Source organism: Azospirillum griseum (assembly GCF_003966125.1).
GTDB classification, from domain to species: Bacteria; Pseudomonadota; Alphaproteobacteria; order Azospirillales; family Azospirillaceae; genus Azospirillum; species Azospirillum griseum.
Genome location: NZ_RXMA01000005.1, coordinates 72585 through 97545, shown reverse-complemented (window position 1 = coordinate 97545; position 24961 = coordinate 72585). Strand labels below are relative to the sequence as shown.

26 protein-coding genes are annotated in these 24961 nt (G+C 67.7%); 13 read left to right on the top strand and 13 right to left on the bottom strand.

The genetic code is table 11. From position 1 onward, the window contains the following. Positions 1-73: 73 nt before the first annotated feature. The 4 genes from rho to hemE form a co-directional block, all read right to left on the bottom strand. Positions 74-1330: a transcription termination factor Rho gene (gene rho / locus EJ903_RS07505; RefSeq protein ID WP_126613704.1), complete on the bottom strand. Its 1257-nt coding sequence runs from the start codon at positions 1328-1330 to the stop codon at positions 74-76. Positions 1331-1643: 313 nt separating this feature from the next. Next, the gene (gene hemJ, locus EJ903_RS07500; protein WP_126613702.1) at positions 1644-2075 is read right to left on the bottom strand and encodes a protoporphyrinogen oxidase HemJ; all 432 of its coding nucleotides are present in this window, start codon (positions 2073-2075) and stop codon (positions 1644-1646) included. 79 nt (positions 2076-2154) lie between these two features. Next, positions 2155-3213, bottom strand: coding sequence for a ferrochelatase (gene hemH / locus EJ903_RS07495; protein ID WP_126613700.1), 1059 nt, complete (start codon positions 3211-3213; stop codon positions 2155-2157). 89 nt (positions 3214-3302) lie between these two features. Continuing rightward, positions 3303-4328 carry a uroporphyrinogen decarboxylase gene (gene hemE / locus EJ903_RS07490; RefSeq protein ID WP_126613983.1) on the bottom strand — a complete coding sequence of 342 codons (1026 nt, stop codon included), beginning with the start codon at positions 4326-4328 and terminating at the stop codon, positions 3303-3305. Positions 4329-4756: 428 nt separating this feature from the next. Here hemE and EJ903_RS07485 point away from each other — a divergent pair, with 428 nt between their 5' ends. The 5 genes from EJ903_RS07485 to dnaQ are packed head-to-tail and all read left to right on the top strand — an operon-like array spanning position 4757 to position 8499. After that, a complete protein-coding gene (locus EJ903_RS07485) occupies positions 4757-5611 on the top strand; it encodes a pyruvate, water dikinase regulatory protein (RefSeq protein ID WP_126613698.1) in 855 nt (284 codons plus the stop codon). Further along, positions 5608-6234 (top strand): Maf family protein, encoded by a 627-nt coding sequence (locus EJ903_RS07480; protein ID WP_246015319.1) that lies wholly within the window; start codon positions 5608-5610, stop codon positions 6232-6234. Before EJ903_RS07485 ends, EJ903_RS07480 begins: the two co-directional genes overlap by 4 nt. Next, positions 6231-7136 (top strand): shikimate dehydrogenase, encoded by a 906-nt coding sequence (locus EJ903_RS07475; RefSeq protein WP_246015317.1) that lies wholly within the window; start codon positions 6231-6233, stop codon positions 7134-7136. Before EJ903_RS07480 ends, EJ903_RS07475 begins: the two co-directional genes overlap by 4 nt. Positions 7137-7143: 7 nt before the next feature. Beyond that, positions 7144-7773: a dephospho-CoA kinase gene (gene coaE / locus EJ903_RS07470; protein WP_126613696.1), complete on the top strand. Its 630-nt coding sequence runs from the start codon at positions 7144-7146 to the stop codon at positions 7771-7773. Between the two features lie 42 nt (positions 7774-7815). Further along, positions 7816-8499: a DNA polymerase III subunit epsilon gene (gene dnaQ, locus EJ903_RS07465; RefSeq protein WP_126613694.1), complete on the top strand. Its 684-nt coding sequence runs from the start codon at positions 7816-7818 to the stop codon at positions 8497-8499. Between the two features lie 14 nt (positions 8500-8513). Here dnaQ and EJ903_RS07460 read toward each other — a convergent pair whose 3' ends face one another. Further along, a complete protein-coding gene (locus EJ903_RS07460) occupies positions 8514-9131 on the bottom strand; it encodes a LysE family transporter (protein ID WP_126613692.1) in 618 nt (205 codons plus the stop codon). An 81-nt stretch (positions 9132-9212) separates the two neighbouring features. Here EJ903_RS07460 and EJ903_RS07455 point away from each other — a divergent pair, with 81 nt between their 5' ends. Beyond that, positions 9213-10157 carry a LysR substrate-binding domain-containing protein gene (locus tag EJ903_RS07455; protein WP_210211397.1) on the top strand — a complete coding sequence of 315 codons (945 nt, stop codon included), beginning with the start codon at positions 9213-9215 and terminating at the stop codon, positions 10155-10157. Between the two features lie 57 nt (positions 10158-10214). Here the strand turns inward: EJ903_RS07455 and EJ903_RS07450 are convergent, their stop codons facing one another. From EJ903_RS07450 to EJ903_RS07440, 3 genes are read right to left on the bottom strand one after another with little or no spacing between them, the layout of a single operon-like run. Further along, a complete protein-coding gene (locus EJ903_RS07450) occupies positions 10215-11189 on the bottom strand; it encodes a quinone oxidoreductase family protein (RefSeq protein WP_126613688.1) in 975 nt (324 codons plus the stop codon). Between the two features lie 45 nt (positions 11190-11234). After that, entirely contained in the window at positions 11235-11753 is a 519-nt protein-coding gene (locus EJ903_RS07445) for a methylated-DNA--[protein]-cysteine S-methyltransferase (RefSeq protein WP_126613686.1), read from the bottom strand. A 32-nt stretch (positions 11754-11785) separates the two neighbouring features. Then, a complete protein-coding gene (locus EJ903_RS07440; protein ID WP_126613684.1) occupies positions 11786-13810 on the bottom strand; it encodes a thioredoxin domain-containing protein in 2025 nt (674 codons plus the stop codon). A 204-nt stretch (positions 13811-14014) separates the two neighbouring features. On the opposite strand from EJ903_RS07440, the gene EJ903_RS07435 reads away from it, so the two are divergent. From EJ903_RS07435 to EJ903_RS07405, 7 genes are all read left to right on the top strand, one after another. Continuing rightward, the gene (locus EJ903_RS07435) at positions 14015-14266 is read left to right on the top strand and encodes a DUF6489 family protein (RefSeq protein ID WP_126613682.1); all 252 of its coding nucleotides are present in this window, start codon (positions 14015-14017) and stop codon (positions 14264-14266) included. After that, a complete protein-coding gene (locus EJ903_RS07430) occupies positions 14263-14622 on the top strand; it encodes a (2Fe-2S) ferredoxin domain-containing protein (RefSeq protein ID WP_126613680.1) in 360 nt (119 codons plus the stop codon). Before EJ903_RS07435 ends, EJ903_RS07430 begins: the two co-directional genes overlap by 4 nt. A 36-nt stretch (positions 14623-14658) precedes the next feature. Further along, positions 14659-16002, top strand: coding sequence for a tRNA uridine-5-carboxymethylaminomethyl(34) synthesis GTPase MnmE (gene mnmE / locus EJ903_RS07425; RefSeq protein WP_126613679.1), 1344 nt, complete (start codon positions 14659-14661; stop codon positions 16000-16002). A gap of 150 nt (positions 16003-16152) precedes the next feature. Further along, positions 16153-18033, top strand: coding sequence for a tRNA uridine-5-carboxymethylaminomethyl(34) synthesis enzyme MnmG (gene mnmG / locus EJ903_RS07420; RefSeq protein ID WP_126613677.1), 1881 nt, complete (start codon positions 16153-16155; stop codon positions 18031-18033). Further along, positions 18033-18647, top strand: a complete 615-nt coding sequence (gene rsmG, locus EJ903_RS07415) for a 16S rRNA (guanine(527)-N(7))-methyltransferase RsmG (RefSeq protein WP_126613675.1) — start codon at positions 18033-18035, stop codon at positions 18645-18647. The genes mnmG and rsmG overlap by 1 nt, the downstream gene beginning before the upstream one ends. Before the next feature lie 51 nt (positions 18648-18698). Beyond that, positions 18699-19496: a ParA family protein gene (locus EJ903_RS07410; protein WP_126613673.1), complete on the top strand. Its 798-nt coding sequence runs from the start codon at positions 18699-18701 to the stop codon at positions 19494-19496. Further along, positions 19493-20407: a ParB/RepB/Spo0J family partition protein gene (locus EJ903_RS07405; protein WP_126613670.1), complete on the top strand. Its 915-nt coding sequence runs from the start codon at positions 19493-19495 to the stop codon at positions 20405-20407. Before EJ903_RS07410 ends, EJ903_RS07405 begins: the two co-directional genes overlap by 4 nt. A 50-nt stretch (positions 20408-20457) precedes the next feature. Here EJ903_RS07405 and EJ903_RS07400 read toward each other — a convergent pair whose 3' ends face one another. The 5 genes from EJ903_RS07400 to EJ903_RS07380 are packed head-to-tail and all read right to left on the bottom strand — an operon-like array spanning position 20458 to position 24865. Next, positions 20458-21003 carry a dihydrofolate reductase gene (locus tag EJ903_RS07400; RefSeq protein ID WP_246015315.1) on the bottom strand — a complete coding sequence of 182 codons (546 nt, stop codon included), beginning with the start codon at positions 21001-21003 and terminating at the stop codon, positions 20458-20460. 56 nt (positions 21004-21059) lie between these two features. After that, entirely contained in the window at positions 21060-22259 is a 1200-nt protein-coding gene (hemW, locus tag EJ903_RS07395; protein WP_126613975.1) for a radical SAM family heme chaperone HemW, read from the bottom strand. Then, positions 22259-22858: an RdgB/HAM1 family non-canonical purine NTP pyrophosphatase gene (rdgB, locus tag EJ903_RS07390; RefSeq protein WP_126613668.1), complete on the bottom strand. Its 600-nt coding sequence runs from the start codon at positions 22856-22858 to the stop codon at positions 22259-22261. The genes hemW and rdgB overlap by 1 nt, the downstream gene beginning before the upstream one ends. Positions 22859-22870: 12 nt before the next feature. Then, positions 22871-23590 carry a ribonuclease PH gene (rph, locus tag EJ903_RS07385; RefSeq protein ID WP_126613666.1) on the bottom strand — a complete coding sequence of 240 codons (720 nt, stop codon included), beginning with the start codon at positions 23588-23590 and terminating at the stop codon, positions 22871-22873. 39 nt (positions 23591-23629) lie between these two features. Continuing rightward, positions 23630-24865 (bottom strand): MFS transporter, encoded by a 1236-nt coding sequence (locus tag EJ903_RS07380; RefSeq protein ID WP_210211396.1) that lies wholly within the window; start codon positions 24863-24865, stop codon positions 23630-23632. Positions 24866-24961 lie beyond the last annotated feature (96 nt).

Here is a 24961-nt window from a genome sequence, read left to right as displayed (position 1 = left end):
TCCCGCCTTTTTCCTGTTCGCTTTTTCGCTTCCCGCTTGGCTGGGCCGCTGCGCGGCCGAGCCGACGGCGGGGTTACTGGTTCATGCTGTCGAAGAATTCGGCGTTGGACTTGGTGTGCTTCAGCTTGTCGACCAGGAAGTCGACCGCGTCGGTCACGCCCATCGGCATCAGGATGCGGCGCAGAATCCACATCTTCGACATGGTCCCGCGATCCACCAGCAGCTCTTCCTTGCGCGTGCCCGACTTCGAGATGTCGATGGCCGGGAAGGTGCGTTTGTCCGACAGCTTGCGGTCCAGGACGATTTCCGAATTGCCGGTGCCCTTGAACTCTTCGAAAATCACCTCGTCCATGCGGCTGCCGGTGTCGATCAGCGCGGTGGCGATGATGGTCAGCGACCCGCCTTCCTCGACGTTGCGGGCGGCACCGAAGAAGCGCTTGGGCCGTTGCAGCGCGTTGGCGTCCACACCGCCGGTCAGCACCTTGCCCGACGACGGAACCACGGTGTTGTAGGCGCGGGCCAGACGGGTGATGGAATCGAGCAGGATGACGACGTCGCGCTTGTGCTCGACCAGCCGCTTGGCCTTTTCGATCACCATTTCGGCGACCTGGACGTGCCGCGTGGCCGGTTCGTCAAAGGTGGAGCTGATGACCTCGCCCTTCACCGAACGGGCCATGTCGGTGACTTCTTCCGGCCGCTCGTCGATCAGCAGGACGATTAGATAGGCTTCCGGGTGGTTGGTGGCGATGGAATGGGCGATGTTTTGCAGCATCACCGTCTTGCCGGTGCGCGGCGGTGCCACGATCAGGCCGCGCTGTCCCTTGCCCAGGGGGGAAACCAGATCGACGATGCGGCCGGTCAGGTTCTTCTTGGTCGGGTCCTCGACCTCCATCCGGATCCGCTCTTCCGGGTAGAGCGGGGTCAGGTTGTCGAAGTTGATTCGGTGACGGACCTTGTCGGGCGCGTCGAAATTGATCGTGTTGACCTTGAACAGGGCGAAATAGCGCTCGCCGTCCTTGGGCGACCGGATCTGCCCTTCCACCGTGTCGCCGGTGCGCAGGCCGAAGCGGCGGACCTGGCTGGGGCTGACATAGATGTCATCGGGACCGGGCAGGTAATTCGCCTCGGGCGAGCGCAGGAAACCGAAACCGTCCTGAAGAACCTCCAAAACCCCGTCGCCGAAGATCGGAATGTCGTTTTCGGCCAGTTGCTTCAGAATCGCGAACATCATGTCCTGCTTGCGCAGGGTGCTGGCGTTCTCGATCTGCAACTCCTCCGCGAACGCCAGGAGTTCGGCGGGGCTTTTGCACTTCAGCTCTTGGAGATGCATGGGTGTGCCTGTGAAATCATCATGCGGGGGAGTGCCTGAAATCCCGGCCGACGGCGCGCATGGGAATGGTGGCGTCGGTTGGACAGCGGGTGGAATCGTGACCGAGTTGAACAGACTCGCCAGCCACCGCGTCCGGCTCAAGGTGTGAGCGTCGGAATGGCGGATGTGGGGATGGGTGCCACGGAGCGAAAAACCCCGTGGTGACAACAGGATTATCGGAAGGACCGCGTCAAGTCAAACGAAAGCGGTCCGACAACCAGCCCTTTACACACCCCGGCCCGGCAGCAAGCCGGGCGGCGCTGGGATGGCCGGATCAGAAGGGCTTGACGATGACAAAGATCACGATGCCGATCATCAGCAGCGTCGGCACCTCGTTGGCGATGCGGTAGAAGCGCTGGGGCCGCTGGTTGCGGTCCTCGGCGAACTCGCGCCGCCACCGCGCCATCAGCATGTGGCTGACGGTCAGCAGGGCCACGAACAGCAGCTTGGCGTGGAGCCATCCCCCCTGCTTGAAGATCGACGGGTCGAGCGCGATCATGGTCGCGCCGAACAGGTAGGAGGCGATCATCGCCGGGTTCATGATGGCGCGCAGCAGACGGCGTTCCATCACCTTGAAGGTCTCCGACGCCTCGGATCCGGGGGCGGCCTGGGTGTGGTAGACGAACAGGCGCGGCAGATAGAGCAGTCCGGCCATCCACGCGATGACGCTGATGACGTGCAACGCCTTGATCCACAGATACAGCACCGAAATCCCCCGTTTGTGCTCGTGTGTGATGGCTCGCCGGTTTGGTGGTTTGCCCTGGCGGACCGGTCAGCGCCCGTGATCAGCGTCCAGCGTGCGGACAGCCGGAGAAGCTGGACGGGCAGATCCGGCCGCCGCTGTGGCTGCACAAGGCGGTCTTGGCCGCGACGCTGTGTTGAACCAACCCAGCCAGCCCCTGGATGAACACCGGGTTGACGCCCACCGTCGGCACGCGGGTGAAGTGCGGAACCCCGGCTTCCTTGGCCAAATGACGGTATTCGACCTCGATTTCGACCAGCGTTTCGGAATGCTCCGACACGAAGGCCATCGGCACGACCAGCACCGGCACGCCATCCTGTCCGGCGCGCTTGATCTCCGCGTCGGTGCTGGGGCCGATCCACTCCATCGGGCCGACGCGGCTCTGGTAGCAGTTGACCCAGTCGAGATGCTCCACCCCCAGCGCGGCGGCGATGGATTCCGCCGTCCGTTCGCACTGCCACTGATAGGGATCGCCGCCGGTCACGACCTTTTTCGGCAGGCCATGGGCGGAGAACAGCACGCGCGGGGTCCCGTGCGCCGACGCCGCTTCGTAGAGCGGGCGGATCTGGTCGGCCATCGCGTCGATGAAGCCGGTCTGGGTCGGGTAGCAGCACAGGCGTTTCGTCGGCGCGATCAGCCCGACCGTGCGCGCCGCCTCGTCCCACGCCTTGAAGCTGGACGCCGTGGTCGTGGTGGAGAATTGCGGGTAGAGCGGCAGCAGCACGACCAGATCCGGGTCGTATTCCTTCACCTTGGCCGCCGTTTCGGCGCTCATCGGGTGCCAATAGCGCATGGCGATGAAAACCCGCGCCTCCACCCCCGCCCCGGTCAGGGTCTGTTCCAGCGCGCGGGCCTGATCCTCGGTGTTCTCCAGCAGCGGCGATTTCCCGCCAAGCTGCGCGTAGATCGCCGCCGCCGGTTTTGCCCGCCGCCCGGAAATCAGGCTGGCGATCAGAAAGCGGAAGGGGTTGGGAACCCGGATGATCGCCGGATCGGCGAACAGGTTGAACAGGAACGGGCGCACCGCCTCGGGAGCGTCAGGGCCGCCGAGGTTGAACAGCACGACGGCGGTGCGTCGCGGAGAAGCGGAGGGCGTGGACATGGTTCGCTAAACTGGGGTCTTCCCCCGCCCCTGTCCAGCCCCCTCTTGCGCTTTTCGACCAAAGACTTGATGCGATCCCGCCGCGCCGATCAGCCCCGTTCCGGCCAACGGCGCAGTTGCCGGGCCAGATCCGCCACATGCTCCGGCGGGGTGGTCTGGATCACGCCATGGCCCAGGTTGAAGATGAAGGGCCGGTTGGCGAAAGCCTCCAGGATCTCGTCGGTCGCGGCGGCCAGGGCCTTGCCACCGGCGGCCAGCATGATCGGGTCCAGGTTGCCTTGAACCGGCAGGCGGGTTTGCAGGTTGCGCGCCGCCCACAGGGGCGACACCGTGGTGTCCAGGCCGACGGCGTCCACACCGCTGTCGGCGACATAATCCTCATAGGCGTGGCCCGCCCCGCGCGGGAAGCCGATGATCGGCGTGTTGGGGTGACGGGCCTTGACCAGCGCGACGATCCGCCGCGTCGGCTCGATGACCCAGCGGCGGAAGGGACCGATCGGCAACACCCCGGCCCAGCTGTCGAAGAGCTGGACGGTTTCCGCCCCGGCCTCGATCTGGGCGCAGAGGTAATCCGCCGTCACCTCGACCAGCAGATCGATCAGACGGGCGAACCCCTCCGGATCGCCGTAGGCCCAGCGCTTGACGTGGGCGTACTCCTTGGAGCCACCCCCCTCCACCATGTAGCAGGCGATGGTCCAGGGCGCGCCCGCAAAGCCGATGAGCGTGGTTTGATCGGGGATGGCGGTGGTCAGGCGGCGCAGCGTCTCATAGACCGGGGCAAGCGTCTGGTGAAAGCGGTCCTTCGACAGGCGCGACAGCTCCGCCACGTTGCGGATCGGGTCCAGCTTCGGCCCCTCGCCTTCCAGATAGGCCAGCGGCTGGCCCAGCGCGTGGGGAACCACCAGAATGTCGGAAAACAGGATGGCGGCGTCCATGCCGTAACGGCGCAGCGGCTGCAACGTGACCTCGACCGCGAAGTCAGGGTTGTAGCACAGGTCGAGGAAGCTGCCCGCCTTGGCCCGCAGCTCGCGGTATTCGGGCAGGTAACGACCGGCCTGACGCATCAGCCAGAAGGGCGGACGGGCGCGCGCCTCACCGGCGAGGGCGGCGAGCATCGGCTTGCGGGCGGGGGTGGTCACGGACAAGGCGGCACGCTTCCTGATCGGGTTTCTCACAAACCCATTCATTATTCTTTTTAGGTTTGGAAAGGAAGTAGAGGTAGAGGATGCCTGTGGATAACGGTAATCCCCGTCATCACCGGATTCATCCACAGATCCGGACCCCGGATCCGGCCTGTGCGCGATCCTGTGGATGAATCGGAGGGCTACCGCCGGAAATGGCGGAAATGCTATAGCTGGAACCACGGGAGTCCCGTGGATAACATGGGGATGAACCCAGGATTCTCCCAGGTCGCGAACCGGTCGGCCGACTTGTTCGCCGGGGGGTCCGAACGGGGATGGGGAGTCCCCCATTCGGGATGGAACGAGGGCGGATCCGGTTGTCCACAAAAACAGCCGTTTTCTCCACAGCATGTTGAGGACGGATGAAACAGTTCCACCTACATCTCGTGTCGGACGCCACGGGGGAAACAATCAACAGCGTGGCGCGCGCCTGCGTGATCCAGTTCGACGCGGTGCGGCCGGTCGAGCATTTCTGGAATCTGGTGCGCACCGATCGGCAGCTTGACCTTGTTCTGGAGGCGATCCGCGAGAATCCCGGGCTGGTGATGTTCACCCTGGTGGATGAGACGTTGCGCCGCAGGCTTCAGGAGTTCTGCCGAGAGGTTCAGGTCCCCTGCATCCCGGTGCTCGACCCGCTCATCAACGCGCTCGCCGCCTATCTTGGCGTGGAATCCCAACGCCAACCGGGCCGCCAGCATGTGTTGGACGCCGAATATTTCAGCCGCATCGACGCGGTGGATTTCGCCCTGTCGCACGACGACGGCCAATCCAATTGGGATCTGCACGAGGCCGACGTCGTGCTGATCGGCGTGTCGCGCACCTCCAAGACCCCGACCTGCATCTATCTGGCCAACCGGGGCATCAAGGCGGCAAACATCCCGCTGGTTCCCGGCACCAGCCTGCCCGCCGAGGTCGATCTGTTGACCAAGCCCTTGATCGTCGGTTTGACCAAGGACCCCGACCGTTTGGTCCAGATCCGCCGCAACCGGCTGAAGCTGCTGAACCAGGGCGAAACCTCCACCTACGTCGATCCCGAGATCGTCCGCAACGAGGTGACGGAGGCGCGCCGCCTGTTCAGCCGCCGAAAATGGCCGGTGATCGACGTGTCGCGCCGCTCCATCGAGGAGACGGCGGCGGAAATCATGATGCTGCTGGCTCGGCGGCAGAGCAGCGGCCTGTTGCCCGACGGCAGCAAGCCCGATGGAACCCTGCCATGACCGGGATGATTGGGAGCGAGGCGCACGCGCCGGATCTGGTCCTGGCCTCCGGCTCGCGCACGCGCGCGCTGATGCTGGAACGGGTCGGTCTGCGCCCCATCCTCGACAAGCCGCTGGTGGACGAAGAGGAGGTGAAGCTTGCCGGCAAGGCCGAAGGCGTCGGGGCCGACGCGGTGGCCGAGGCGCTCGCCGAATTGAAGGCCCAACGCGTCACCCGCCGCCACCCCGGCGCGTTGGTGATCGGGGCCGACCAGATGCTGGAGTGCGACGGCGTCTGGTTTGACAAGCCGACCGACCGGGAGTCGGCCCGCGCCCAGCTTCTGGCGCTGCGCGGCAAGACGCACCAGCTGGTCAGTTGCGCGGTGATCGTGCGCGACGGGGAGCGGATCTGGCACAAGATCGACCGCGCGCGCCTGACGATGCGCCGCTTCTCCGACGCCTTTCTTGACGGCTATCTCGACGCGGTCGGTGACGAGGTGACGCAGTCGGTCGGGGCCTATCAGTTGGAAGGTCTGGGGGCGCAGCTGTTCCAGAAGGTGGAGGGGGATTTCTTCACCATTCTGGGGCTGCCCCTGTTGCCCCTGCTGGGATTTCTGCGCGTGCATGGAGTGGGAACGGAATGACGACCACGGTGACGAACCGGGTGATGATCACGGGCAAGGCGAAGCTGGCCGGGGTGATGGGCTGGCCGATCGGTCATTCGCGCTCCCCCCGCCTGCACGGTTATTGGCTGGCGCAGTATGGCATCGATGGGGCCTATGTGCCGTTGGCCGTCGCGCCCGACCGGGCCGAACAGGCGATCCGCGCCCTGCCCGCCCTGGGCTTTCGCGGTTGCAACGTCACCGTGCCGCTGAAGGAGATCGCCTTTCGCACCGTGGACCTGCTTGATCCGGTGGCGCGGCGGATGGGGGCGGTCAACACCATCGTGGTGGACGAGGATGGCGCGCTGGTCGGCGGCAACACCGATGGCTTTGGCTTTCTGGAAAATGTGAAGGCCGGTTGCCCGGATTGGAGCGCCGAGCGCGGTCCCGCCGTGGTGGTTGGGGCCGGTGGGGCCGCGCGCGCGGTTGTCGTCGCGCTGCTCGACGCGGGCGCGCCGGAGGTCCGGCTCATCAACCGCACGGCGGCACGCGCGGAAGAGTTGGCGGCGGATCTGGGTGCGGATCCGGGTGCTGGTTTGGGGTCAGATCCGGCCACCACCGGGCGCGTCACCGTGGTGGATTGGGTTTCACGTGAAACCGCGCTCGACGGGGCCGGGCTTCTGGTCAACACGACGACGCAGGGCATGGCCGGGCAACCGCCGTTGGATCTGCGGCTGGACGCCCTGCCCGTGTCGGCCTTGGTCAACGACATCGTCTATGCGCCGTTGGAAACCCCGTTGCTGGCGGCGGCCAGGGCGCGCGGCAACCCGGTGGTCGATGGGATCGGCATGCTGCTGCATCAGGCCCGCCCCGGTTTCCAGGCGTGGTTCGGGGTGGAGCCGCAGGTCACGCCGGATCTGACCCGCTTCGTCCTGGAAGGTTGACGGGCCGATGTTCGTCCTGGGGCTGACCGGATCCATCGGCATGGGCAAGAGCACGGCGGCTAAGATGCTGGCGGCGATGGGCGCGCCAGTCTGCGATTCCGACCGGCTGGTCCATGGCCTGCTCGCCAAGGGCGGAACAGCAGTCCCGGCCATCGCGGCGGCCTTTCCCGGCGCGGTGGTGGAGGGTGCGGTGGACCGGCGGGCCTTGGGCGCGGCGGTGTTCGGCAACCCGCCCGCTTTGGCCCGGCTGGAAGCGATCCTGCACCCGATGGTGCAGGCGGCGCAGCGCCGCTTTCTGGCGCGGGCGGCGCGGCGGCGGGTGCGGGTGGCGGTGCTCGACATTCCCCTGCTGTTCGAAACCCACGGTGACAAGCGGGTGGACGCGGTTTTGGTGGTGTCGGCCCCCTTGCGCGTGCAAACATCCCGCGTGTTGGCCCGTCCCGGCATGACGGCGGAGAAATTCGCCGGAATCCTTGCCCGCCAGACTCCGGACGTGGAAAAACGACGGCGGGCCGATTGGGTGATCCCCAGCGGGGCCGGACGCCTCACGACGCGGCGCGCCCTGGCGCGGGCATTGCGGGTGGTGAAGGGGCGGCCGGGCCGTCGCTGGCCGCCGCGCGGCTACGCCCCCGTGTGATCCCGGCCCGCTTTTGGGCCGTTCCTTTTTCAGAGTGATGCCATGCGCGAAATCGTTCTCGACACCGAAACCACGGGCTTCAAGCCGGAAGAAGGCCATCGGCTGGTCGAAATCGGCTGCATCGAACTCATCAACCATGTTTCGACCGGCGAGCGGTTCCACGTCTACATCAACCCCGAACGCGACATGCCGCCGGAGGCCTTCGCCGTTCACGGCCTGAGCGCGGAGTTTCTGGCCGACAAGCCGGTGTTCAACGACATCGTCGCCGATTTCGTTGCCTTCATCGGCGATTCGCCGCTGGTCATCCACAACGCCGCCTTTGACATGACGTTCCTGAACTGGGAACTGAAGATCGCCGGATACCCGACGATGCCAAAGGACCGCGCCATCGACACGCTGATCATGGCGCGGCAGAAGTTTCCCGGATCGCCCGCCAGCCTGGACGCGCTGTGCAAACGCTTTGGCATCGACAACACCAACCGGTCGCTTCACGGCGCGTTGATCGACGCCCAGCTTCTGGCCGATGTCTATCTGGAATTGCTGGGCGGGCGTCAGGCCGGCTTGGCTCTGGCCGGTGGCCCGGTGTCGGCGACGGGCGTGCCGGTGGCGCGGATCGAACGCCCCCACCGCGACCCCCGCCCCTTCACCGCCAGCCCCGAGGAATTGGCCGCCCACGCCGAGCTGCTGAAGAAGCTGAAAAACCCGCTGTGGCTGGCCGAGTCCTGATCAGCTTCTCGTGATCATTTCGACAGGCCGCTGACCCCCAGCGTCACCCCGAAGCCGACCAGCAGCGCGCCAAAGCTGCGGTCGATCCAGGGGCGGATCATCAACACCCGCTGGCGCACCCCGTCGGCGGACAGCACCAGGGCGACCAGGGCGAACCACAGGATGTGCGCGGCGGCGATGAACAGGCCGTAACCGATCTGCACCGCCCAGCCCGTCGTCGGCTCGACCACCTGCAAGAACAGGCTGACGATGAACACCGTCGTTTTCGGGTTCAGCGCGTTGGTGAGAAAACCGACCCGCAGCGCCTGCCCATCGGACAGCGCGGCGGGCGTGGTGGACTCGGTCGCCTCGGCGGGTGTCTGCATCAGCATGCGCAGGCCCAGCCAAATGAGGTAGGCCGCCCCCACCAGCTTCAGCCCGTTGAACAGCAGGATCGAGTTCTGGATCACCAGACCGATGCCCATCAGCGTGTAGGCCACATGCACCAGCACCCCACCGCCGATGCCCAGCGCGGTGAGCAGCCCGGCGCGGCGCGACAGCAGCAGGCTGTTGCGCGACACCATGGCGAAATCGGGGCCGGGGCTGATGACCGCCAGCAGGGTGATGGTGATGACGGTGAAAAGCTCTGTCATGATCGGCGTGTCTCCAATGGGTGAGGGTCACGCCGGGATACCCGGTTTGCGCGCAGCGGAATAACGATGGTTTCTGACGGAATGGGTGAGCCGAACTCACAGATCGACGCCAGCCCCATCGGGGCGGCGCGCTTGCCGCCGCTGGGGGCGCTGCGCTGTTTCGAGATGGCGGCGCGGTTGGAAAGCTTCAGCCAAGCCGCCGACGCCCTGCATCTGACCCACGGCGCGGTCAGCCGGGCGGTGCGCGCGTTGGAGGAGGATGTCGGCGTGGCGCTGTTCGAACGGCGCAACCGCCGGGTCGTGCTGACGGAGGCCGGGCGCGATCTGGCCGCCGCCGTTCGCGACGGGCTGCGCACCATCGCGGCGGCCACCGACCGGATCCGGCGCAACGCCCGCGCAGCGCCGCTGACGCTGTCCTGCGAACCCACCCTGTTGATGCGCTGGTTGATCCCCCGCCTGCCCGCCTTTCAGGCCGAACAGCCCGACTGCGTTATCCATCTGACGGCGGGCGGTGGCCCGGTGCTGTTGGGCAACGGCGTCGATCTGGCGATCCGCCGCGACGATTTCCAATGGCCCGCCGCGCTGCACGCCCACCGGCTGTTTGCGGAGCGGGTCGGACTGGTCTGCCGCGCCGACCGTGTTGGTGACTTTTTCGATCATGGCCCGGACGGATCCGCCCGCCTGCGCGCGAACGCTCCGCGTCTGCACAGCCGGACCCGTCCGGCGGCGTGGTCGCACTGGCTCGCGGCGGTCGGTTTGGTGGAGCCGTCGCCCCCCGCCCCGTCCCAGAGCTTCGATCATTTCTATTTCAGCCTTCAGGCCGCCGCCGCCGGGCTGGGTGTGGCCATCGGCCCCTGGCAATTGGTGCGCGACGAGGTGGCGAGCGGCATCCTCGCGGCACCGTTGGGCTTTGTCGCCGATGGATCGGCCTATCACCTGCTGTCGCCGGATCCGCTGTCAGGCCGGGCGTCGGCGCTGCTCGATTGGCTGCGCCGGGCGGGTGATGACGTGATGGACGGGGGCTGAGGCCGCCCCGGATCCGGTGGAGCGCTGCCGGATCCGGGGCGACGTTGGCCGCGACGCTTACGGAATCAGGGCCGTCGATCCGGTGGTGGCCCGGCCTTCCAGCGCCCGATGGGCGTCGGCGGCGTCGCGCAGGGCAAAGCTCTGGCCGACGGTGACGGTCAACCCGCCCGCCGCCATCGTCCCGAACAGATCGGCGGCGGACGCCACCAGATCCGCCCGCGCGGCGATGTAGGTGGCCAGGGTCGGACGGGTGACGTAAAGCGACCCTTTGGCCGCCAGCACGCCGAGATCGAGCGGATCGGGCGCGCCCGACGCGGCACCGAACAGCACCATCAGACCGCGCGGGCGCAGCACGTCCAGCCCCTTGAGGAAGGTGGTCTTGCCGACGCCGTCATAAACGACCGGCACGCCCTTGCCGTCGGTCAACTCCTTCACCCGGGCGACGAAATCCTCCTGCGTGTACAGGATGGTGTGGTCGCAGCCATGGGCCTTGGCCAGTTCGGCCTTGTCCGCCGTGCTGACGGTGCCGATGACGGTGGCCCCCAGATGCTTGGCCCATTCGCACAGCAGCAACCCGACCCCGCCCGCCGCCGCCTGCACCAGAATGGTGTCGCCCGGCTGCACGGCGTAGGTGGAGCGCACCAGATATTGCACGGTCAGCCCTTGCAACAGCATGGCGGCGATCGAGGCATCGTCCGCGCCATCGGGCAGCACGACCAGCCGGTCGGCCGGGACCAGCCGGGCTTCGGCGTAGGCCCCGATCAGCATGGCGTAGCCGACCCGGTCGCCCACCTTGACCGTGGTGACGTCCGGCCCGACCGCCTCAACCACACCGGTGGCGGCGGTCCCCAGCGTGGCGGGCAGCACCGGCAGCTTGTAGGCACCGGAGCGGTGATAGGTGTCGATGTAGTTCAGCCCGACCGCCGTCTGACGGATCCGGGCCTGACCCGGGCCGGGATCGCCCACCTCGACGCTGTCCCAGCGCAAAACCTCCGGCCCGCCGTGTTCGTGGATGCGGATGGCGTGAACCATGATCGTCGTCAATCCTTCGTGTCGTGGGTGAAGCGGAAAGGGTGGTTACAACAGCGCGTTTTCGCGGCCCGGCACGGCGGCGGTTTCGGTGCGCGCGGGGGTGTGGCGGCGCTCCAAACCCAGCAGGAACGCCTTGGTGTCCAACCCGCCGAAGCCGGAATAGCCGCCGGGCGCGCCGCCGCTGGCGAGCACGCGGTGGCAGGGGATGATGATCGGGATCGGGTTCGCCCCGCAGGCCCCGCCGACGGCGCGCGGTCCGCTGGCCAACGCCTTGGCCATGCCGCCATAGGTCGCCGCCTCGCCATAGGGGATGGTCAGCATCAGATCCCACACCCGCCGCCGGAACGGCGTGCCCGCCGGATCGACCGGGATGTCGAAGCGGTGCAGCCGCCCGGCGAAATAGGCGTCCAACTGCCGGGCCGTCTCCTCCAGCAACGGATCACCGCCATCCCCGGCGTCGGCCCCCTCCGGCGGGGTGCTCCACCAATCGAGCGCGACCAGGGCCTGTCCGTCGGTCTTCAGGCGCAGGGGTCCAAGCGGGCTGTCGATGATCCGGCTGGGCATGGGAGGGCCTCGTGAGTCGGGCGTGGGGATTGTCAGGCGTGGCGGTGGGTGAGCGTGTCGACCAGATCCGCCGCCACCGTCACCGGGGCCGAGCAGCTGGCCCCGACGCAGACATAGGCGGCGGCGGCTCCGTCGCGCAGGGTCTTGCCCTGGGCCGGGTGTCCGGCGGGCAGATCCGTCCCCGGCGGCAGCAGGGTCAGAATGCGGTTGGGCAGCGAGCAGCCCAGAGCGGCGCGGCGCAGCGCCTGGGTGTCGGCCCCGTCCGGCGCGCCGACGATGACGATCTGCACCGGTCGGTGCAGCCGCTCCACCGCGTTGAGGAAGGTCGGCAGCGGGAAGACGTTGCGCGCCGCCTCGCCGGAAAAGGCGGCGACGAGCGCGTCGGCCCGGTCGCGGTACCGCGCCTCCCCGGTCAGGCTGTGCAGGGTCGCCAGCACGCCCAGCAGCAGGCCGTTGCCGTTCGGGGTGGCGTTGTCGTAGGCGCTCTTGCTGCGCACGATCAGCCCTTCGGCGTCGTCGGCGGTGAAGAAGCAGCCGCCGTCCTTGGCGTCCCAGAAATGCGCCTCCACCGCATCGACCCACACCCGCGCTTGCGTCAACAGGGCGGGATCGCCGGTCGCCTCGAACAGGGTCAACGCGGCGCGCGCCATCGCGGTGTAATCGTCGAGCATCCCGGCGTGCTTGGCCTGCCCGTTGCGCCAACTGTGGCGCAGGCGGTCGCCCTGCCCCAGATGATCGCGGACGAAGGCGAAGGCGCGGCCCGCCGCCGCGATCCAATCCGGTTCGTCCAGCGCCAAACCGGCGTTGGTCAGCGCGGCGATCATCAGCCCGTTCCAGTCGGTCAACACCTTGTCGTCCCAGCCGGGCCGCACCCGGCCGTCGCGGGCGCGCAGCAGCGTGGCGCGGGCGGTGGCGAGCGTCGCCTCGGTCGCGTCGTCCAACAGGTCCTGCGCGCCCAGCCGGTTCAGGATGGTGGTCCCTTCCCAATTGCCGCGCGGCGACACGTCGTAGACACGGCTGAACAGCGCGGCGTCCGCCCCCAGCAGCAGGTCGATCTCCGCCGCGTCCCAGACGTAGAAGCGGCCCTCTTCCCCCTCGCTGTCGGCGTCGAGCGTGGCGGCGAAACCACCGCCCTCGGCCACCATCTCGCGCAGCAGCCAGCCGACGGTTTCGCGGATGCGCGCCTCGAACAACGGGCTGCGGGTTTCCTGCCAGACCAGGGTCATCAGGTCGAGCAAGGCGGCGTTGTCGTACAGCATCTTTTCGAAATGCGGGGCGAGCCACCGCTCATCGGTCGAATAACGGGCGAAGCCGCCGCCGAGATGGTCGTAGATGCCGCCCTGGGCCATATTGGTCAGGGTGTTCAGAACCGCCTCGCGGTAGGCGTCGCGCCCGGTGCGCTGCCAGGCCCGCCACAGCAGTTCGAACAGCGGGACCTGCGGGAATTTCGGCGCGCTGCCGACGCCGCCATGGATCGGATCAACCTCGTGCAGCAGGCGCGCGGCGATGGAGTCGATGGCCAAGGGATCGAGCGGCCCACCGGAGCGGTTTTCCGACAGGCGGCCCAAGGCCGATTTCAGGGCGGTGACGTTGCGGGCGACCTTGTCCGCTTCCCGGCCATAGCTGTCGGCCACGCCACGCAGCACGTCGGGGAAGCTGGCGCGGCCATAGCGCGCGGTCGGCGGGAAATAGGTTCCGCCCCAAAAGGGGTCGGCGTCGGCGGTCAGGAACATGGTCAGGGGCCAGCCGCCCTGCTGGCCCAGCATCGCCAGGGCCGATTGGTAAATCTGGTCCAGATCCGGCCGCTCCTCCCGGTCCACCTTGATGCTGACGAACAGCTCGTTCATCAGGGCGGCGATGGCCGGATCCTCGAAGCTTTCATGCGCCATCACGTGGCACCAATGGCAGGCGGCGTAGCCGATGGACAGCAGGACCGGCTTGTTTTCGGCGCGCGCGCGGGCGAAGGCCTCCGGCCCCCAGGGCATCCAATGGACCGGGTTGTCCTGGTGCTGCAACAGGTAGGGGCTGGTTTCGCGGGCCAGCAGATTGGCGGTCATGGCGGGGTTCCGGCGGTTTGGGCCTGATGCGGGCGATGGGTGAAGGCGGTGCCCATAAGGTGGTGCGGGGGTGGCGTTGCGCCAGTGCATCCTATCTGTATAGTGGGGCATGAGCCGTTTCGGCGCTCAACCCTAAAAATTCTGTTGCGCGAATAAGCGCAACCGCCGCGCCGCCACCGGCGCGGACACGGACAGGGGGCGGGCATGAAGATCACCATCGACATCGATTGCACCCCGGAGGAGGCCCGGCATTTCCTGGGTCTTCCCGATGTCAAACCGATGCAGGACGCGATGATGCGGGAGATTCAGGAGCGGATGAGCGCCAATCTCCAGGCGATGGACCCCGACACCATGCTCAAGACCTGGCTGCCCGCCGGGATTCAGGGTGTGGAGCAGTTTCAGAAGATGTTTTGGACCCAGATGGCCACGGCCCTTGGACAGGAAGGACGAAAGTGAGCGACCCGAAGCCCTATTTCGAAGCCCATGTGTTTTGCTGCACCAACCGCCGCCCGGACGGGCACAAGCGGGGAAGCTGTGCGGCGGAAGGATCGGAAAAGCTGCGCGACTATATGAAGGTGCGTGCCCGTGAATTGGGGCTGGACGCGCGGGTGCGCGTCAACGCCGCCGGCTGCCTGGACCGATGCGAGCTGGGGCCGACGCTGGTCGTCTACCCGGAGGGCGTCTGGTACACCTACCGCACGACGGCGGATGTGGACGCCATCCTGCAAACCCATCTGGTCGAAGGGGGCCGCGTCGACCGTCTGATGCTGACCACCGAGCAGCGGGAGCTGCGGCCGGACCAGCGGGGATGAGCCGGAACCGATCGAACCGATGACCGTGACACCGACATGACCGCGACGATCTTCGCGCTCGCCACCGCCCCCGGACGTTCCGGTGTGGCGGTGGTTCGCGTTTCGGGGCCGGACGCCGCCGCGACGCTGGCCGCCCTGACCACCCGCCCCCTGCCCGAACCGCGCCGCGCCGCGCTGGTGACGTTGCGCGATCCGGCGACCGGCGATCCGCTGGACGACGCGCTGGCGCTGCGTTTCGTCGCCCCCGCCAGCTTCACTGGGGAGGATGTGGTGGAACTCCACCTCCATGGTGGTCGGGCGGTGGTGGCCGGGGTGATCGCCGCCTTGGCCGAGCGGCCCGGCCTGCGCTTGGCCGAACCGGGCGAGTTCACCCGGCGGGCCTTCGAACATGGCAAGCTCGACCTGACGGAGGCCGAGGCCGTCGCCGACCTGATTGACGCGGAAACCACCGCCCAGCGGCGGCAGGCGCTGCGCCAGATGGACGGCGCGCTGGGGCGTCTCTACGACGGTTGGCGCGACCGCCTGACCCGCGCGCTCGCCCATCTCGAAGCCGACATCGATTTCGCCGACGAGGATTTGCCGGGCGGTGTCTCCGACGCCGTGCGCCCGGTGATCGAGACCTTGCGGGCGGAGATCGCCGCGCATCTGAACGACGGCGGGCGCGGCGAGCGTCTGCGCGAGGGGCTGCACATCGCCATCGTCGGCGCGCCGAACGCGGGCAAATCCAGCCTGCTGAACGCGCTGGCCCGGCGCGACGCCGCCATCGTCTCCGCCCGCGCCGGAACCACCCGCGACGTGATCGAGGTGCAGTTGGATGTGGGGGGCTATCCGGTGGTGCTGGCCGACACGGCGGGCCTGCGCGAGGCCGCCGCCGATGAGGTGGAGGAGGAAGGCATCCGCCGCGCCCGTGACCGCGCGGCGCGGGCGGATGTGAAGGTGGCGGTGTTCGACGCCACCGCCCTGCCCGACCTCGACCCCACCACCATCGCCCTGATCGACGGCGACACCGTGGTCGTTCTCAACAAGATCGACGCCTGTCCGGACATGGCGGCGGTTGCCCCGCCGACCATCGCGGGTGCGGTTCCGGTCCTGCTGTCGGCGCGCAGCGGCACCGGCCTGCGCGATCTGGAGGAGCGTTTAACGACGTTTAGCGCCGACCGTCTGGCGGTGGGCAGCGCCCCGTCCTTGACCCGCGCCCGTCACCGCGCGGCGTTGGAGGAATGCCGGGTCGCGCTCGACCGTGCCTTGACCGCGCCGTTGCCGGAACTGGCGGCGGAGGATGTCCGCCTTGCCAGCCGGGCGCTGGGCCGCATCACCGGGCGGGTCGATGTGGAGGATCTGTTGGACATCATCTTCCGCGATTTCTGCATCGGCAAATGAGCATCGGTGTGTGACCACCCTTTGACCGCCGTCGGGATGGACGGTGTTTCACGTGAAACATCGCCCCTTCCGGTGCGTGGAACGGGCGATGTCACGGGAGATCCCATTGACGTTCGGGAGATCCCCTTGGCGACGGCGATGGCTTCGGGTATGGTCGCGGCCATGCAAAGCTTTGATGTCATCGTTGTCGGCGGCGGTCACGCCGGCTGTGAAGCGGCTGCGGCTGCGGCGCGCATGGGCGCGCGCACCCTGCTGCTGACCCACAAAATCGAAACCATCGGCGAGATGTCCTGCAACCCCGCCATCGGCGGTTTGGCCAAGGGCCATCTGGTGCGGGAGATCGACGCGCTCGACGGCGTGATGGCCAAGGCCATCGACCGGGGCGGCATTCAATTCCGCATCCTGAACCGCAGCAAGGGACCGGCGGTCCGTGGCCCCCGCGCCCAGGCCGACCGCAAGCTGTACCGGCAGGCGATGCAGAGCCTGCTGGCCGAACAGGCGAACCTGACTCTGGCGCCCGGCGGGGCGGAAGACCTGATCGTGGACGCCAACGGGCGCATCACCGGGGTTGTCACCGGATCGGGCGAGCGCATCGCCGCCGGGGCCGTGGTGCTGACGACCGGAACCTTCCTGCGCGGCCTGATCCACATCGGCGAGGAACGCACCCCGGCGGGCCGGGTTGGCGAGGCCCCCTCGCTTGGGTTGTCGGACACGCTCGCGCGTTTGGGCTTTCCCCTTGGCCGCTTGAAGACCGGGACCCCGCCGCGTTTGGACGGGCGGACCATCGATTGGGACGCGCTGGAAAAGCAGCCGGGCGATCTGCCGCCACCGCCCTTCTCCTATCTGACCGAGCGGATCGATACGCCGCAGATCGATTGCGCCATCACCTGGACGACGCCGGAAGCCCACGCGCTGATCCGCGCCAACCTGCACCGCGCGCCGATGTATTCCGGCCAGATCACCGGGACCGGCCCGCGCTATTGCCCGTCCATTGAGGACAAGGTGGTGCGCTTCGCCGACAAGGAGCGTCATCAGATTTTCCTGGAGCCGGAGGGGCTGGACGATCCCACCGTCTACCCGAACGGGATTTCGACCTCCCTGCCCCGCGACGTCCAGCTTGGCATTCTGAAAAGCATGCCCGGTTTGGAACGCACGGTGATGATCCGACCCGGCTACGCCATCGAGTATGATTACGTCGATCCGCGCGAGCTGAAACCGACGCTGGAAACCCGTCGCGCGCCGCGCCTGTTCCTGGCCGGACAGATCAACGGGACCACGGGGTACGAGGAAGCGGCGGCGCAAGGGCTGATGGCGGGCATCAACGCCGCGTTGGTGGCGGGTGGCTCGCAGGACGGCTTCGTGCTCGACCGCGCCGACGCCTACATCGGCGTGCTGATCGACGATTTGACCGGGCGCGGCACCAACGAGCCGTACCGCATGTTCACCTCGCGCGCCGAATACCGGTTGTTGCTGCGCGCCGACAACGCCGACCAGCGTTTGACCGCGAAGGGCATCGCCATCGGCTGTGTCGGGTCGCAGCGCCGCGACGCCTTCGCCGCCAAGGACGCGGCCTTGCAAGCGGGTCGTGCCTTGGTCCACGCGCTCCAGGCCACTCCGGTCGAACTGGCCCGGCAAGGGGTGACGGTCAATCAGGATGGCGTGCGGCGCAGCGCGGCGGATCTGCTGCGCTACCCGGACATTGACCTGTCGGTGCTGGCCCGGCTGTGGCCGGAACTGGCGGAGATCAGCCCGGAGATTGGCGAGCAGTTGGAGATTGACGGCAAATACGCCGGGTATCTCGGGCGGCAGGAGGCTGACATCCGCGCCTTCCGCAAGGACGAGTCTTTGGCCTTGCCCGAGGATTTGGACGTGGACGGCATCGGCAGCCTGTCGGCTGAAATCCGGCAGAAGCTGCGTCAGTCCCGCCCGGCCACCTTGGGCGCGGCGGCGCGGATTCCCGGCATGACCCCGGCGGCGCTGGTGTCGTTGCTGCGCCACGTGAAGCGGCGCGACGCGCAGGCGGCTGAGTGATGGCGGTGTTAGACGCGTCGGCGTTCCAGGAGGCCACCGGTGTTTCACGTGAAACACTCGACCGGCTGACCGCCTATGAAGCGGTGCTGCGCAAGTGGCAGCCCAAGATCAACCTGGTCGGCCCCTCCACCCTGCCCGATCTGTGGCGGCGGCATTTCCTTGATTCTGCCCAACTCCTTCCCCTGTTGCCGGATCCGGCCCGCGTGCTGGTCGATCTGGGCAGCGGGGCCGGGTTCCCTGGTTTGGTGCTGGCGATCCTGGGCGTGCCGGAGGTGCAACTGGTCGAAAGCGACTCCCGCAAGGCCGCCTTCCTGCGCGAAGCCGCGCGGGTGACGGGGACCAGCGTGACGGTTCACAACAAGCGGATCGAAACGGTAACAGGGCTGGCGGCGGATGTTGTCACCGCCCGCGCCTTGGCTCCGGTCGCCGATCTGCTGGCCTGGGGGGTTCCGTTGATGGGGCCGCAACGAGTCGGCCTGTTTCTGAAGGGCCAGGCGCTGGACGAGGAGTTGAGCGCCGCCGCCAAGGCGTGGACGATGCGGGTCGAACGCTTCGACAGCCGCAGCGACCCCACCGGAACCATCGTGCGTTTGAGCGGCATCGCGGCGGTCTGAGTCCCCGCGATGCCATCGCTTTCCTGTCCTGAGGCTTCCCGAGAGGCTGCCATGTCCGACGTCCTCACCGCCCCCGCCCGCGTGGTCGCCATTGCGAACCAGAAGGGTGGCGTTGGCAAGACGACGACGACCATCAATCTGGCCACCGCGCTCGCCGTCATTGGCAAGCGGGTGCTGGTCATCGACCTCGACCCCCAAGGCAACGCGTCCACCGGGCTGGGGATTCCCCGTTCGGACCGGCGCGTCGGCATTTACGACGTGCTGTTCGACAACGTGCCGTTGGAAGACGCGGCGATTGAATCCGCCGTTCCCAACCTGTCGATCATCACGTCCTCGGTCGATCTGTCGGGTGCGGAGATCGAGTTGGTCGGGGCGGAGCGCCGCGAATTCCGCCTGCGCGAAGCGGTGGCGAACAGCGCGCTGGAGTATGATTACGTCCTGATCGATTGCCCGCCCGCGCTGGGGTTGCTGACGCTGAACGCGCTGGTCGCCTCCCACGCCGTCATGGTCCCGTTGCAGTGCGAGTTCTACGCGCTGGAAGGCTTGAGTCATCTGGTCCGCACCATCGAACGGGTGAAGCGCGCCTTCAACCCCAACCTCGACATTCACGGGGTGGTGTTGACCATGTTCGACAAGCGCAACAATCTGTCGGACATGGTGGCCGCCGACGTGCGCGGCTTTTTTGGTGAAAAGGTTTACGACACGGTGATCCCGCGCAACGTCAAGGTTTCCGAAGCGCCGTCGCACGGCAAACCGGTGCTGATCTATGACATGCGTTGCCCCGGATCGCAGGCATACATCCATTTGGCGGGCGAAGTGCTGCGCCGGGAAAAGAGGCTGTGCGCATGATCGACGACGCCAAGCGTATGGATGGTGGGGGCGCGCGCCGCGCCAGCCTCGGCCGTGGCCTGTCCGCCCTCTTCGGCGAGGTGACGGAGGATTACTCCGCGCTCGACAAGGCGCGCCAGTCCAAGCAGGTGCCGATCGAGTTCGTCCATCCCGGCAAATACCAGCCGCGCCGGAAGTTCGATGAGGAAGCCATCCAGGGGCTGGTCGAGTCGATCCGCGACAAGGGCATTCTGCAACCCCTGCTCGTCCGCCGCGACGGCGACTCCAGCAACGCCTATGAGCTGATCGCCGGGGAACGCCGGTGGCGGGCGGCGCAAATCGTCGGCCTGCACGAGGTTCCGGTCATCATCCGCGATTTCAGCGACCGCGAGGCGCTGGAAATCGCCCTGATCGAAAACATCCAGCGCCAGGATCTGACCCCGCTGGAAGAGGCGGAGGGCTACCGCCGCCTGATGGACGAGTTCGACCACACGCAAGAGGATCTGGCCCGCGCGTTGGGCAAGAGCCGCAGCCATGTGGCCAACATGATCCGCCTGCTCGCCCTGCCCGACCCGGTCAAGGGCATGGTCCAGGACGGCGCGTTGAGCGCCGGTCACGCCCGCGCCCTGCTGACCGCCCCGGATCCGGTGGCGGTCGCGCGCGAGGTGGTGTCACGCGGCCTGAATGTCCGCCAGACCGAAGATTTGATGCGCGGCGATCAGCCCAAGGCCCGCAAGGGCGAGGCCGGATCCGCCGCCAAGGCCCCGGCGATGAAGGACGTCAATCTGCTGACGCTGGAGGAGGAAATTTCCGCCCGCATCGGTCTGAAGGTGGCGATCAACCCGCAGGGCCAACGCGGGACCATCACCATCCATTACCAAACCCTGGACCAGCTCGACGACGTGCTGCACCGCTTGGGTGGCGAGGGCTGAACGGTCATCGGTTGTGGAGTCGCTTGCGGAATGAGCGTGCCCCGCTTGCGTCAACCGCGCTCGCGGTCGATGTATCGGAAGGTCAGACCGTTTTCGCTCTGCGGCGCGCTCACCCAGCGGTCGGTCCACTCGTCGCCCAACGGTGGCAAACGGGTGTCGCCGTCGATCTCCTGGTCGATGAGGGTCAGACGCAGGTGGGTGGCGCGCGGCAACACCGCCGCGAAGAGGTCCGCGCCGCCGATCACGCACAATTCCTCCCGCCCGGCCTGTTCGGCCCAGGCGATGGCCGGATCCGGGCCGGAGAACCAGAGCGCCCCCTCCATCTCCGCGCCCTCCCCCGCTGCGCTGGGTTGGTGGCTGATGACTTGGCGGCTCACGACCAGATTGTCGCGTCCGGGCAGCGGGCGGCGGGGCAGCGATTCCCAGGTCTTGCGGCCCATCAGGATCGGTTTGCCCATCGTCACCTCTTTGAACCGCTTCAGGTCGCTGGGCAGAACCCAGGGCAGACCGCCATCCTTGCCGATCACGCCATTGGCGGCGGCGGCGACAACCATGGTGATACGCATGGGGGTGATGCGAATCGGGGTGATGCGCATGGGGGGTGGCTCCGGTCTGGTTTGACGGCTTTTGCTGCTGACGGGGACTCTGCTGGTCAGGCCAGCAAGGCGGCCAACACCGCGTTCAGGCGCTGCCGCCCCTCGTGGGTGGCGCGCAGGGTGGCGTGGTCGATGGTCAGGAACCCGCCATCGGTCAGGCGCTTGAGCGCGTCGGCGTCCAGAAGATCGGCCGGATCCCGCCCGCCTTCCTCGGCCAACCGGGCCAGCGGCACGCCTTCGGTCAGGCGCAGGCCCATCATCAGCAATTCGGTGGCGCGGGCGCTGCGGTCGATGGGATCGGGCGTGGCGGCCCCATGGCCGTCGCGCTCCACCCGCTCCATCCAGATTTCCGGGGCGCGGTGGGCGCGGGTGGCGACCTTCGCGCCGTCCAGGGTCAGGCGGCCATGCGCGCCCGGCCCGACGCCGATGTAGTCGCCGTAGCGCCAATAGGTCAGGTTGTGGCGGCTTTCCTCGCCCGGGCGGGCGTGGTTCGACACCTCATAGGCGGGCAGCCCGGCGCGGCCCAGCAGGCTTTGGGTGGCCTCGTAGAGATCACCGGCCAGATCCTCGTCCGGCAACACCAGATCGCCGCGCGCGTGCAGGGGGAAAAAGGCCGTCCCCTCCTCGATGGTCAATTGATAGACCGAGAGATGGCCGACGGCGTGGTCGAGCGCTTGCGTCAACTCGGCTTCCCAGGCGGCGACGCTCTGACCGGGGCGGGCGTAGATCAGATCGAAGGAAAAGCGGTCGAAGATCCGGGCGGCCAGGGCAATGGCCCCGGTGGCCTCCGTCGCGCTGTGCTGACGGCCGAGAAAGCGCAGCGCCGTGTCGTCCAACGCCTGGATGCCCAGCGACACCCGGTTGACCCCGGCGGTGCGGAAGGCGCGGAACTTGTCGGCCTCGACCGAGGTCGGGTTCGCTTCCAGCGTGATTTCCAGCCCGTCGGCGACCGTCCAGCGCTGGGCGATGCGGTCGATCACCGCGCCGACCGTCGCAGGGTCCATCAGCGACGGCGTGCCGCCGCCGAAAAACACGGAGGTGACACGCCGTCCGGCAGTCTGGTCGGCGTAATGGTCCAGCTCCCGCAGCAGCGCGGCGCGCCAACGGTCATGGTCCACCCGCTCGCGCACATGGCTGTTGAAGTCGCAATAGGGGCATTTCGACTTGCAGAACGGCCAATGGACATACACGGCAAAGCCCGGATCCGGATGGGGATCGCCCGGGTGGGCAACGTCCGTTTGGCCTGAAGACGGGATCACCGGAAACACCGCTCCACCAACTGGGCGAAGGCGTCGGCGCGGTGGCTCATCGCGTGCTTGGCCGCCGGGTCCATCTCGCCAAAGGTCAGGCTGTGGCCATCGGGGCGGAACATCGGGTCATAGCCGAAGCCGTGCAGCCCCTGCGGCGGCCACACCAGCGTGCCATAGCAGCGGCCCTCCACCGTTTCGACATGGCCGTCGGGCCAGGCGAGCGACAGGGCGCAGACGAAATAGGCGGAACGGTCTGTCTGGCCGACCAGCCCATCCTCCACCTTGCGCATCGCCAGGGCGAAATCCTTGGTCGGTCCGGCCCAGCGGGCGGAGTAGATGCCGGGATCGCCGTTCAGCGCCGGAACCACCAGACCGCTGTCGTCGGCGAGCGCGACGTGACCGGCCGCCGCCGCCGCCCGCGCCTTCAACTCGGCGTTGGCGACGAAGCTGTCGCCGGTCTCTTCCGGTTCCGGCAGGCCCAGCGCCCCCGCCGTGGTGAAACGCGCCGCGTAGGGGCCAAGCAGCTCCGCGATCTCGCGGACCTTGCCAGCGTTGTGGCTGGCGATCACCAGGGTGTCGCCGGTGAAACGGCGGGGGATGGTCATGGTCGTCGGCCCTTATTGGATCTTGAGAACGGCTTTCTGCAGCGCCACCAGCTCGTCCACGCCCTTGCGGGCCAGCTCCAGCAGCTCCAGGAACTGCGGCTGGGTGAAGGGGGTTTCCTCCGCCGTGCCCTGGATTTCAACGATGCCGCCCTTGCCGGTCAGCACGAAATTGGCGTCGGCCTGGGCGTTGGAATCCTCTGGGTAATCCAGATCGAGGACGGCGTTGCCCTTGTAGATGCCGCAGGAGACGGCGGCGACCTGATCGGTCAGCGGCATGGTCTTCAGCGCGCCGATGTCGATCAGGTGCTGGAAGGCCAGATGCAGGGCGACGTAGCTGCCGGTGATGGCGGCGGTGCGGGTGCCGCCGTCGGCTTGGATGACGTCGCAGTCGATCTTGATCTGCTTCTCGCCCATCGCCGCGCGGTTGGTCACGGCGCGCAGCGCGCGGCCGATCAAGCGCTGAATCTCCTGGGTGCGGCCCGATTGCTTGCCCTTGGCGGCTTCGCGGTCGGTGCGGCTGTGGGTGGAGCGCGGCAGCATGCCGTATTCCGCCGTGACCCAGCCCAGGCCGGTGTTCTTCAGAAAGCGCGGGACCGTCTCGTCCACGCTGGCCGTGCACAGCACATGCGTGTTGCCAAAGCGCACCATGCAGGACCCTTCGGCGTATTTGCTGAAGCCGGGTTCAAGCGAAACGGTGCGCAGTTGATCGAGGGCGCGGCCAGAGGGGCGCATGGGCATCATCCAAACGGTCGGTTGTTACGTCGGCGCAAGCTAGCGACTCCGCCCCACCGCGTCCAGCGCGGCGGCTGGGGGCTGGCGGGTGGCGCGTTCCAGCCAATGGGTCAGCAGCGGCACGGCCAGTCCGATGGCGATGGACAGACCGGCCATGAAGCCGACATGGACCAGCGCGCCGTCGGGCGCGTTGTCCAGGATGTGGGCCGACAGGAACGCGCCAAAGGCCGAACTCATGTGCTGCACGGCGGACACCAGGGCCATGAAACCGGCGCGCTCCGCCGGTTCGGGGACCCGCGACAGGGCGGTGCCGTTCGCCACCATGCGGATGCCGACGAACATCATGAACAGCGGGAAGATCACCAGAACCGGCAGCCAGGCGGGGTGGTGGATGAAGGCGAGGTCGATCACCACGCACAGCCCCACCGTCCCCGCCAGCGTCACCGGCGACGCGCCGACCCGGTCCACCAGCCGCCCGGCCCAGCGGGTGGTCAGAAAGCTCAAGGAGCCGCCGATCAGGTAGAACAGTCCCAGATGTTCGCGCGGGAAGCCCAGATTGGCTTGAACATAGGCGGCGATGTTGGGGATGATCATGAATTGCTGAATCTGCACCAGCGCGACGGTGGCGTAGGCCAGCCACACCTTGCGCCGGGTCAGCAGGGCGGTGAAGCGCACCCACGCGCCGGGGCCGGTTTCGTGGCTCAGGTGGCCGCGCTGGGGCGGCAGGATTTTGATGGCGATCGCGGCGACGACCAGCCCGGCGGCGGCGACCGCGAAGAAGGGCAGCCGCCAGCCGCCCAGACGCGCCAATTCCAACCCCACCGGCACCCCGGCGATGGCGGCCAGCGAAAAGGACGACATCACGATGCCGGTCGCCTGCCCGCGCCGCTCCGGGGCCACGCTGTCGCTGACCACGGCGATGGCGATGGCCACCGCCGGGCCGCCGAACAGCCCGGCCAGCACGCGGGCTGCCAGCAGCGACGGCAGATCCCAGGCCAGCCCGCCCAGCGCGGTGGAGCCAACCAGCCCGGCCATCGCCACGGCCAAGGCCCGGCGGCGGTCGAAGCGGTCGAGGAAGAGCGACCCGAGCAGCCCGGCCAGGCTGGCCGCCGCCGTGTAGCTGCCCCCGATGTAGCCGATGTGGGCGACCGGAATGTCGAGCGCGCGGGCGAAATCCGGCCCGAGCGGCATCACCATCATGAAATCCAGGATGTTGATGAACTGCACCGCCGCGATGACCAGCGTCAGGCGGCGTTCCTGTGGCGTCAGGGACAAGGCGGGTGGCTCCGGGGATGGGGCGGACGGGACGCGTTCGGCGGGGTTCGCCGGGTGGGGTGCACCGGTTGGGATGCGGTGCGTGGTCGCACCACT

Excerpts from the sequence above, each read along its gene's own strand:
- rho (WP_126613704.1), bottom strand. The coding sequence starts at position 1,330 with ATGCATCTCCAAGAGCTGAAGTGCAAAAGCCCCGCCGAACTCCTGGCG.
- hemH (WP_126613700.1), bottom strand. The coding sequence starts at position 3,213 with ATGTCCACGCCCTCCGCTTCTCCGCGACGCACCGCCGTCGTGCTGTTC.
- hemE (WP_126613983.1), bottom strand. The coding sequence starts at position 4,328 with ATGCTCGCCGCCCTCGCCGGTGAGGCGCGCGCCCGTCCGCCCTTCTGG.
- EJ903_RS07485 (WP_126613698.1), top strand. The coding sequence starts at position 4,757 with ATGAAACAGTTCCACCTACATCTCGTGTCGGACGCCACGGGGGAAACA.
- EJ903_RS07480 (WP_246015319.1), top strand. The coding sequence starts at position 5,608 with ATGACCGGGATGATTGGGAGCGAGGCGCACGCGCCGGATCTGGTCCTG.
- EJ903_RS07475 (WP_246015317.1), top strand. The coding sequence starts at position 6,231 with ATGACGACCACGGTGACGAACCGGGTGATGATCACGGGCAAGGCGAAG.
- coaE (WP_126613696.1), top strand. The coding sequence starts at position 7,144 with ATGTTCGTCCTGGGGCTGACCGGATCCATCGGCATGGGCAAGAGCACG.
- dnaQ (WP_126613694.1), top strand. The coding sequence starts at position 7,816 with ATGCGCGAAATCGTTCTCGACACCGAAACCACGGGCTTCAAGCCGGAA.
- EJ903_RS07460 (WP_126613692.1), bottom strand. The coding sequence starts at position 9,131 with ATGACAGAGCTTTTCACCGTCATCACCATCACCCTGCTGGCGGTCATC.
- EJ903_RS07455 (WP_210211397.1), top strand. The coding sequence starts at position 9,213 with ATGGGTGAGCCGAACTCACAGATCGACGCCAGCCCCATCGGGGCGGCG.
- EJ903_RS07450 (WP_126613688.1), bottom strand. The coding sequence starts at position 11,189 with ATGGTTCACGCCATCCGCATCCACGAACACGGCGGGCCGGAGGTTTTG.
- EJ903_RS07445 (WP_126613686.1), bottom strand. The coding sequence starts at position 11,753 with ATGCCCAGCCGGATCATCGACAGCCCGCTTGGACCCCTGCGCCTGAAG.
- EJ903_RS07440 (WP_126613684.1), bottom strand. The coding sequence starts at position 13,810 with ATGACCGCCAATCTGCTGGCCCGCGAAACCAGCCCCTACCTGTTGCAG.
- EJ903_RS07435 (WP_126613682.1), top strand. The coding sequence starts at position 14,015 with ATGAAGATCACCATCGACATCGATTGCACCCCGGAGGAGGCCCGGCAT.
- mnmE (WP_126613679.1), top strand. The coding sequence starts at position 14,659 with ATGACCGCGACGATCTTCGCGCTCGCCACCGCCCCCGGACGTTCCGGT.
- mnmG (WP_126613677.1), top strand. The coding sequence starts at position 16,153 with ATGGTCGCGGCCATGCAAAGCTTTGATGTCATCGTTGTCGGCGGCGGT.
- rsmG (WP_126613675.1), top strand. The coding sequence starts at position 18,033 with ATGGCGGTGTTAGACGCGTCGGCGTTCCAGGAGGCCACCGGTGTTTCA.
- EJ903_RS07410 (WP_126613673.1), top strand. The coding sequence starts at position 18,699 with ATGTCCGACGTCCTCACCGCCCCCGCCCGCGTGGTCGCCATTGCGAAC.
- EJ903_RS07405 (WP_126613670.1), top strand. The coding sequence starts at position 19,493 with ATGATCGACGACGCCAAGCGTATGGATGGTGGGGGCGCGCGCCGCGCC.
- EJ903_RS07400 (WP_246015315.1), bottom strand. The coding sequence starts at position 21,003 with ATGCGCATCACCCCGATTCGCATCACCCCCATGCGTATCACCATGGTT.
- rdgB (WP_126613668.1), bottom strand. The coding sequence starts at position 22,858 with ATGACCATCCCCCGCCGTTTCACCGGCGACACCCTGGTGATCGCCAGC.
- rph (WP_126613666.1), bottom strand. The coding sequence starts at position 23,590 with ATGCGCCCCTCTGGCCGCGCCCTCGATCAACTGCGCACCGTTTCGCTT.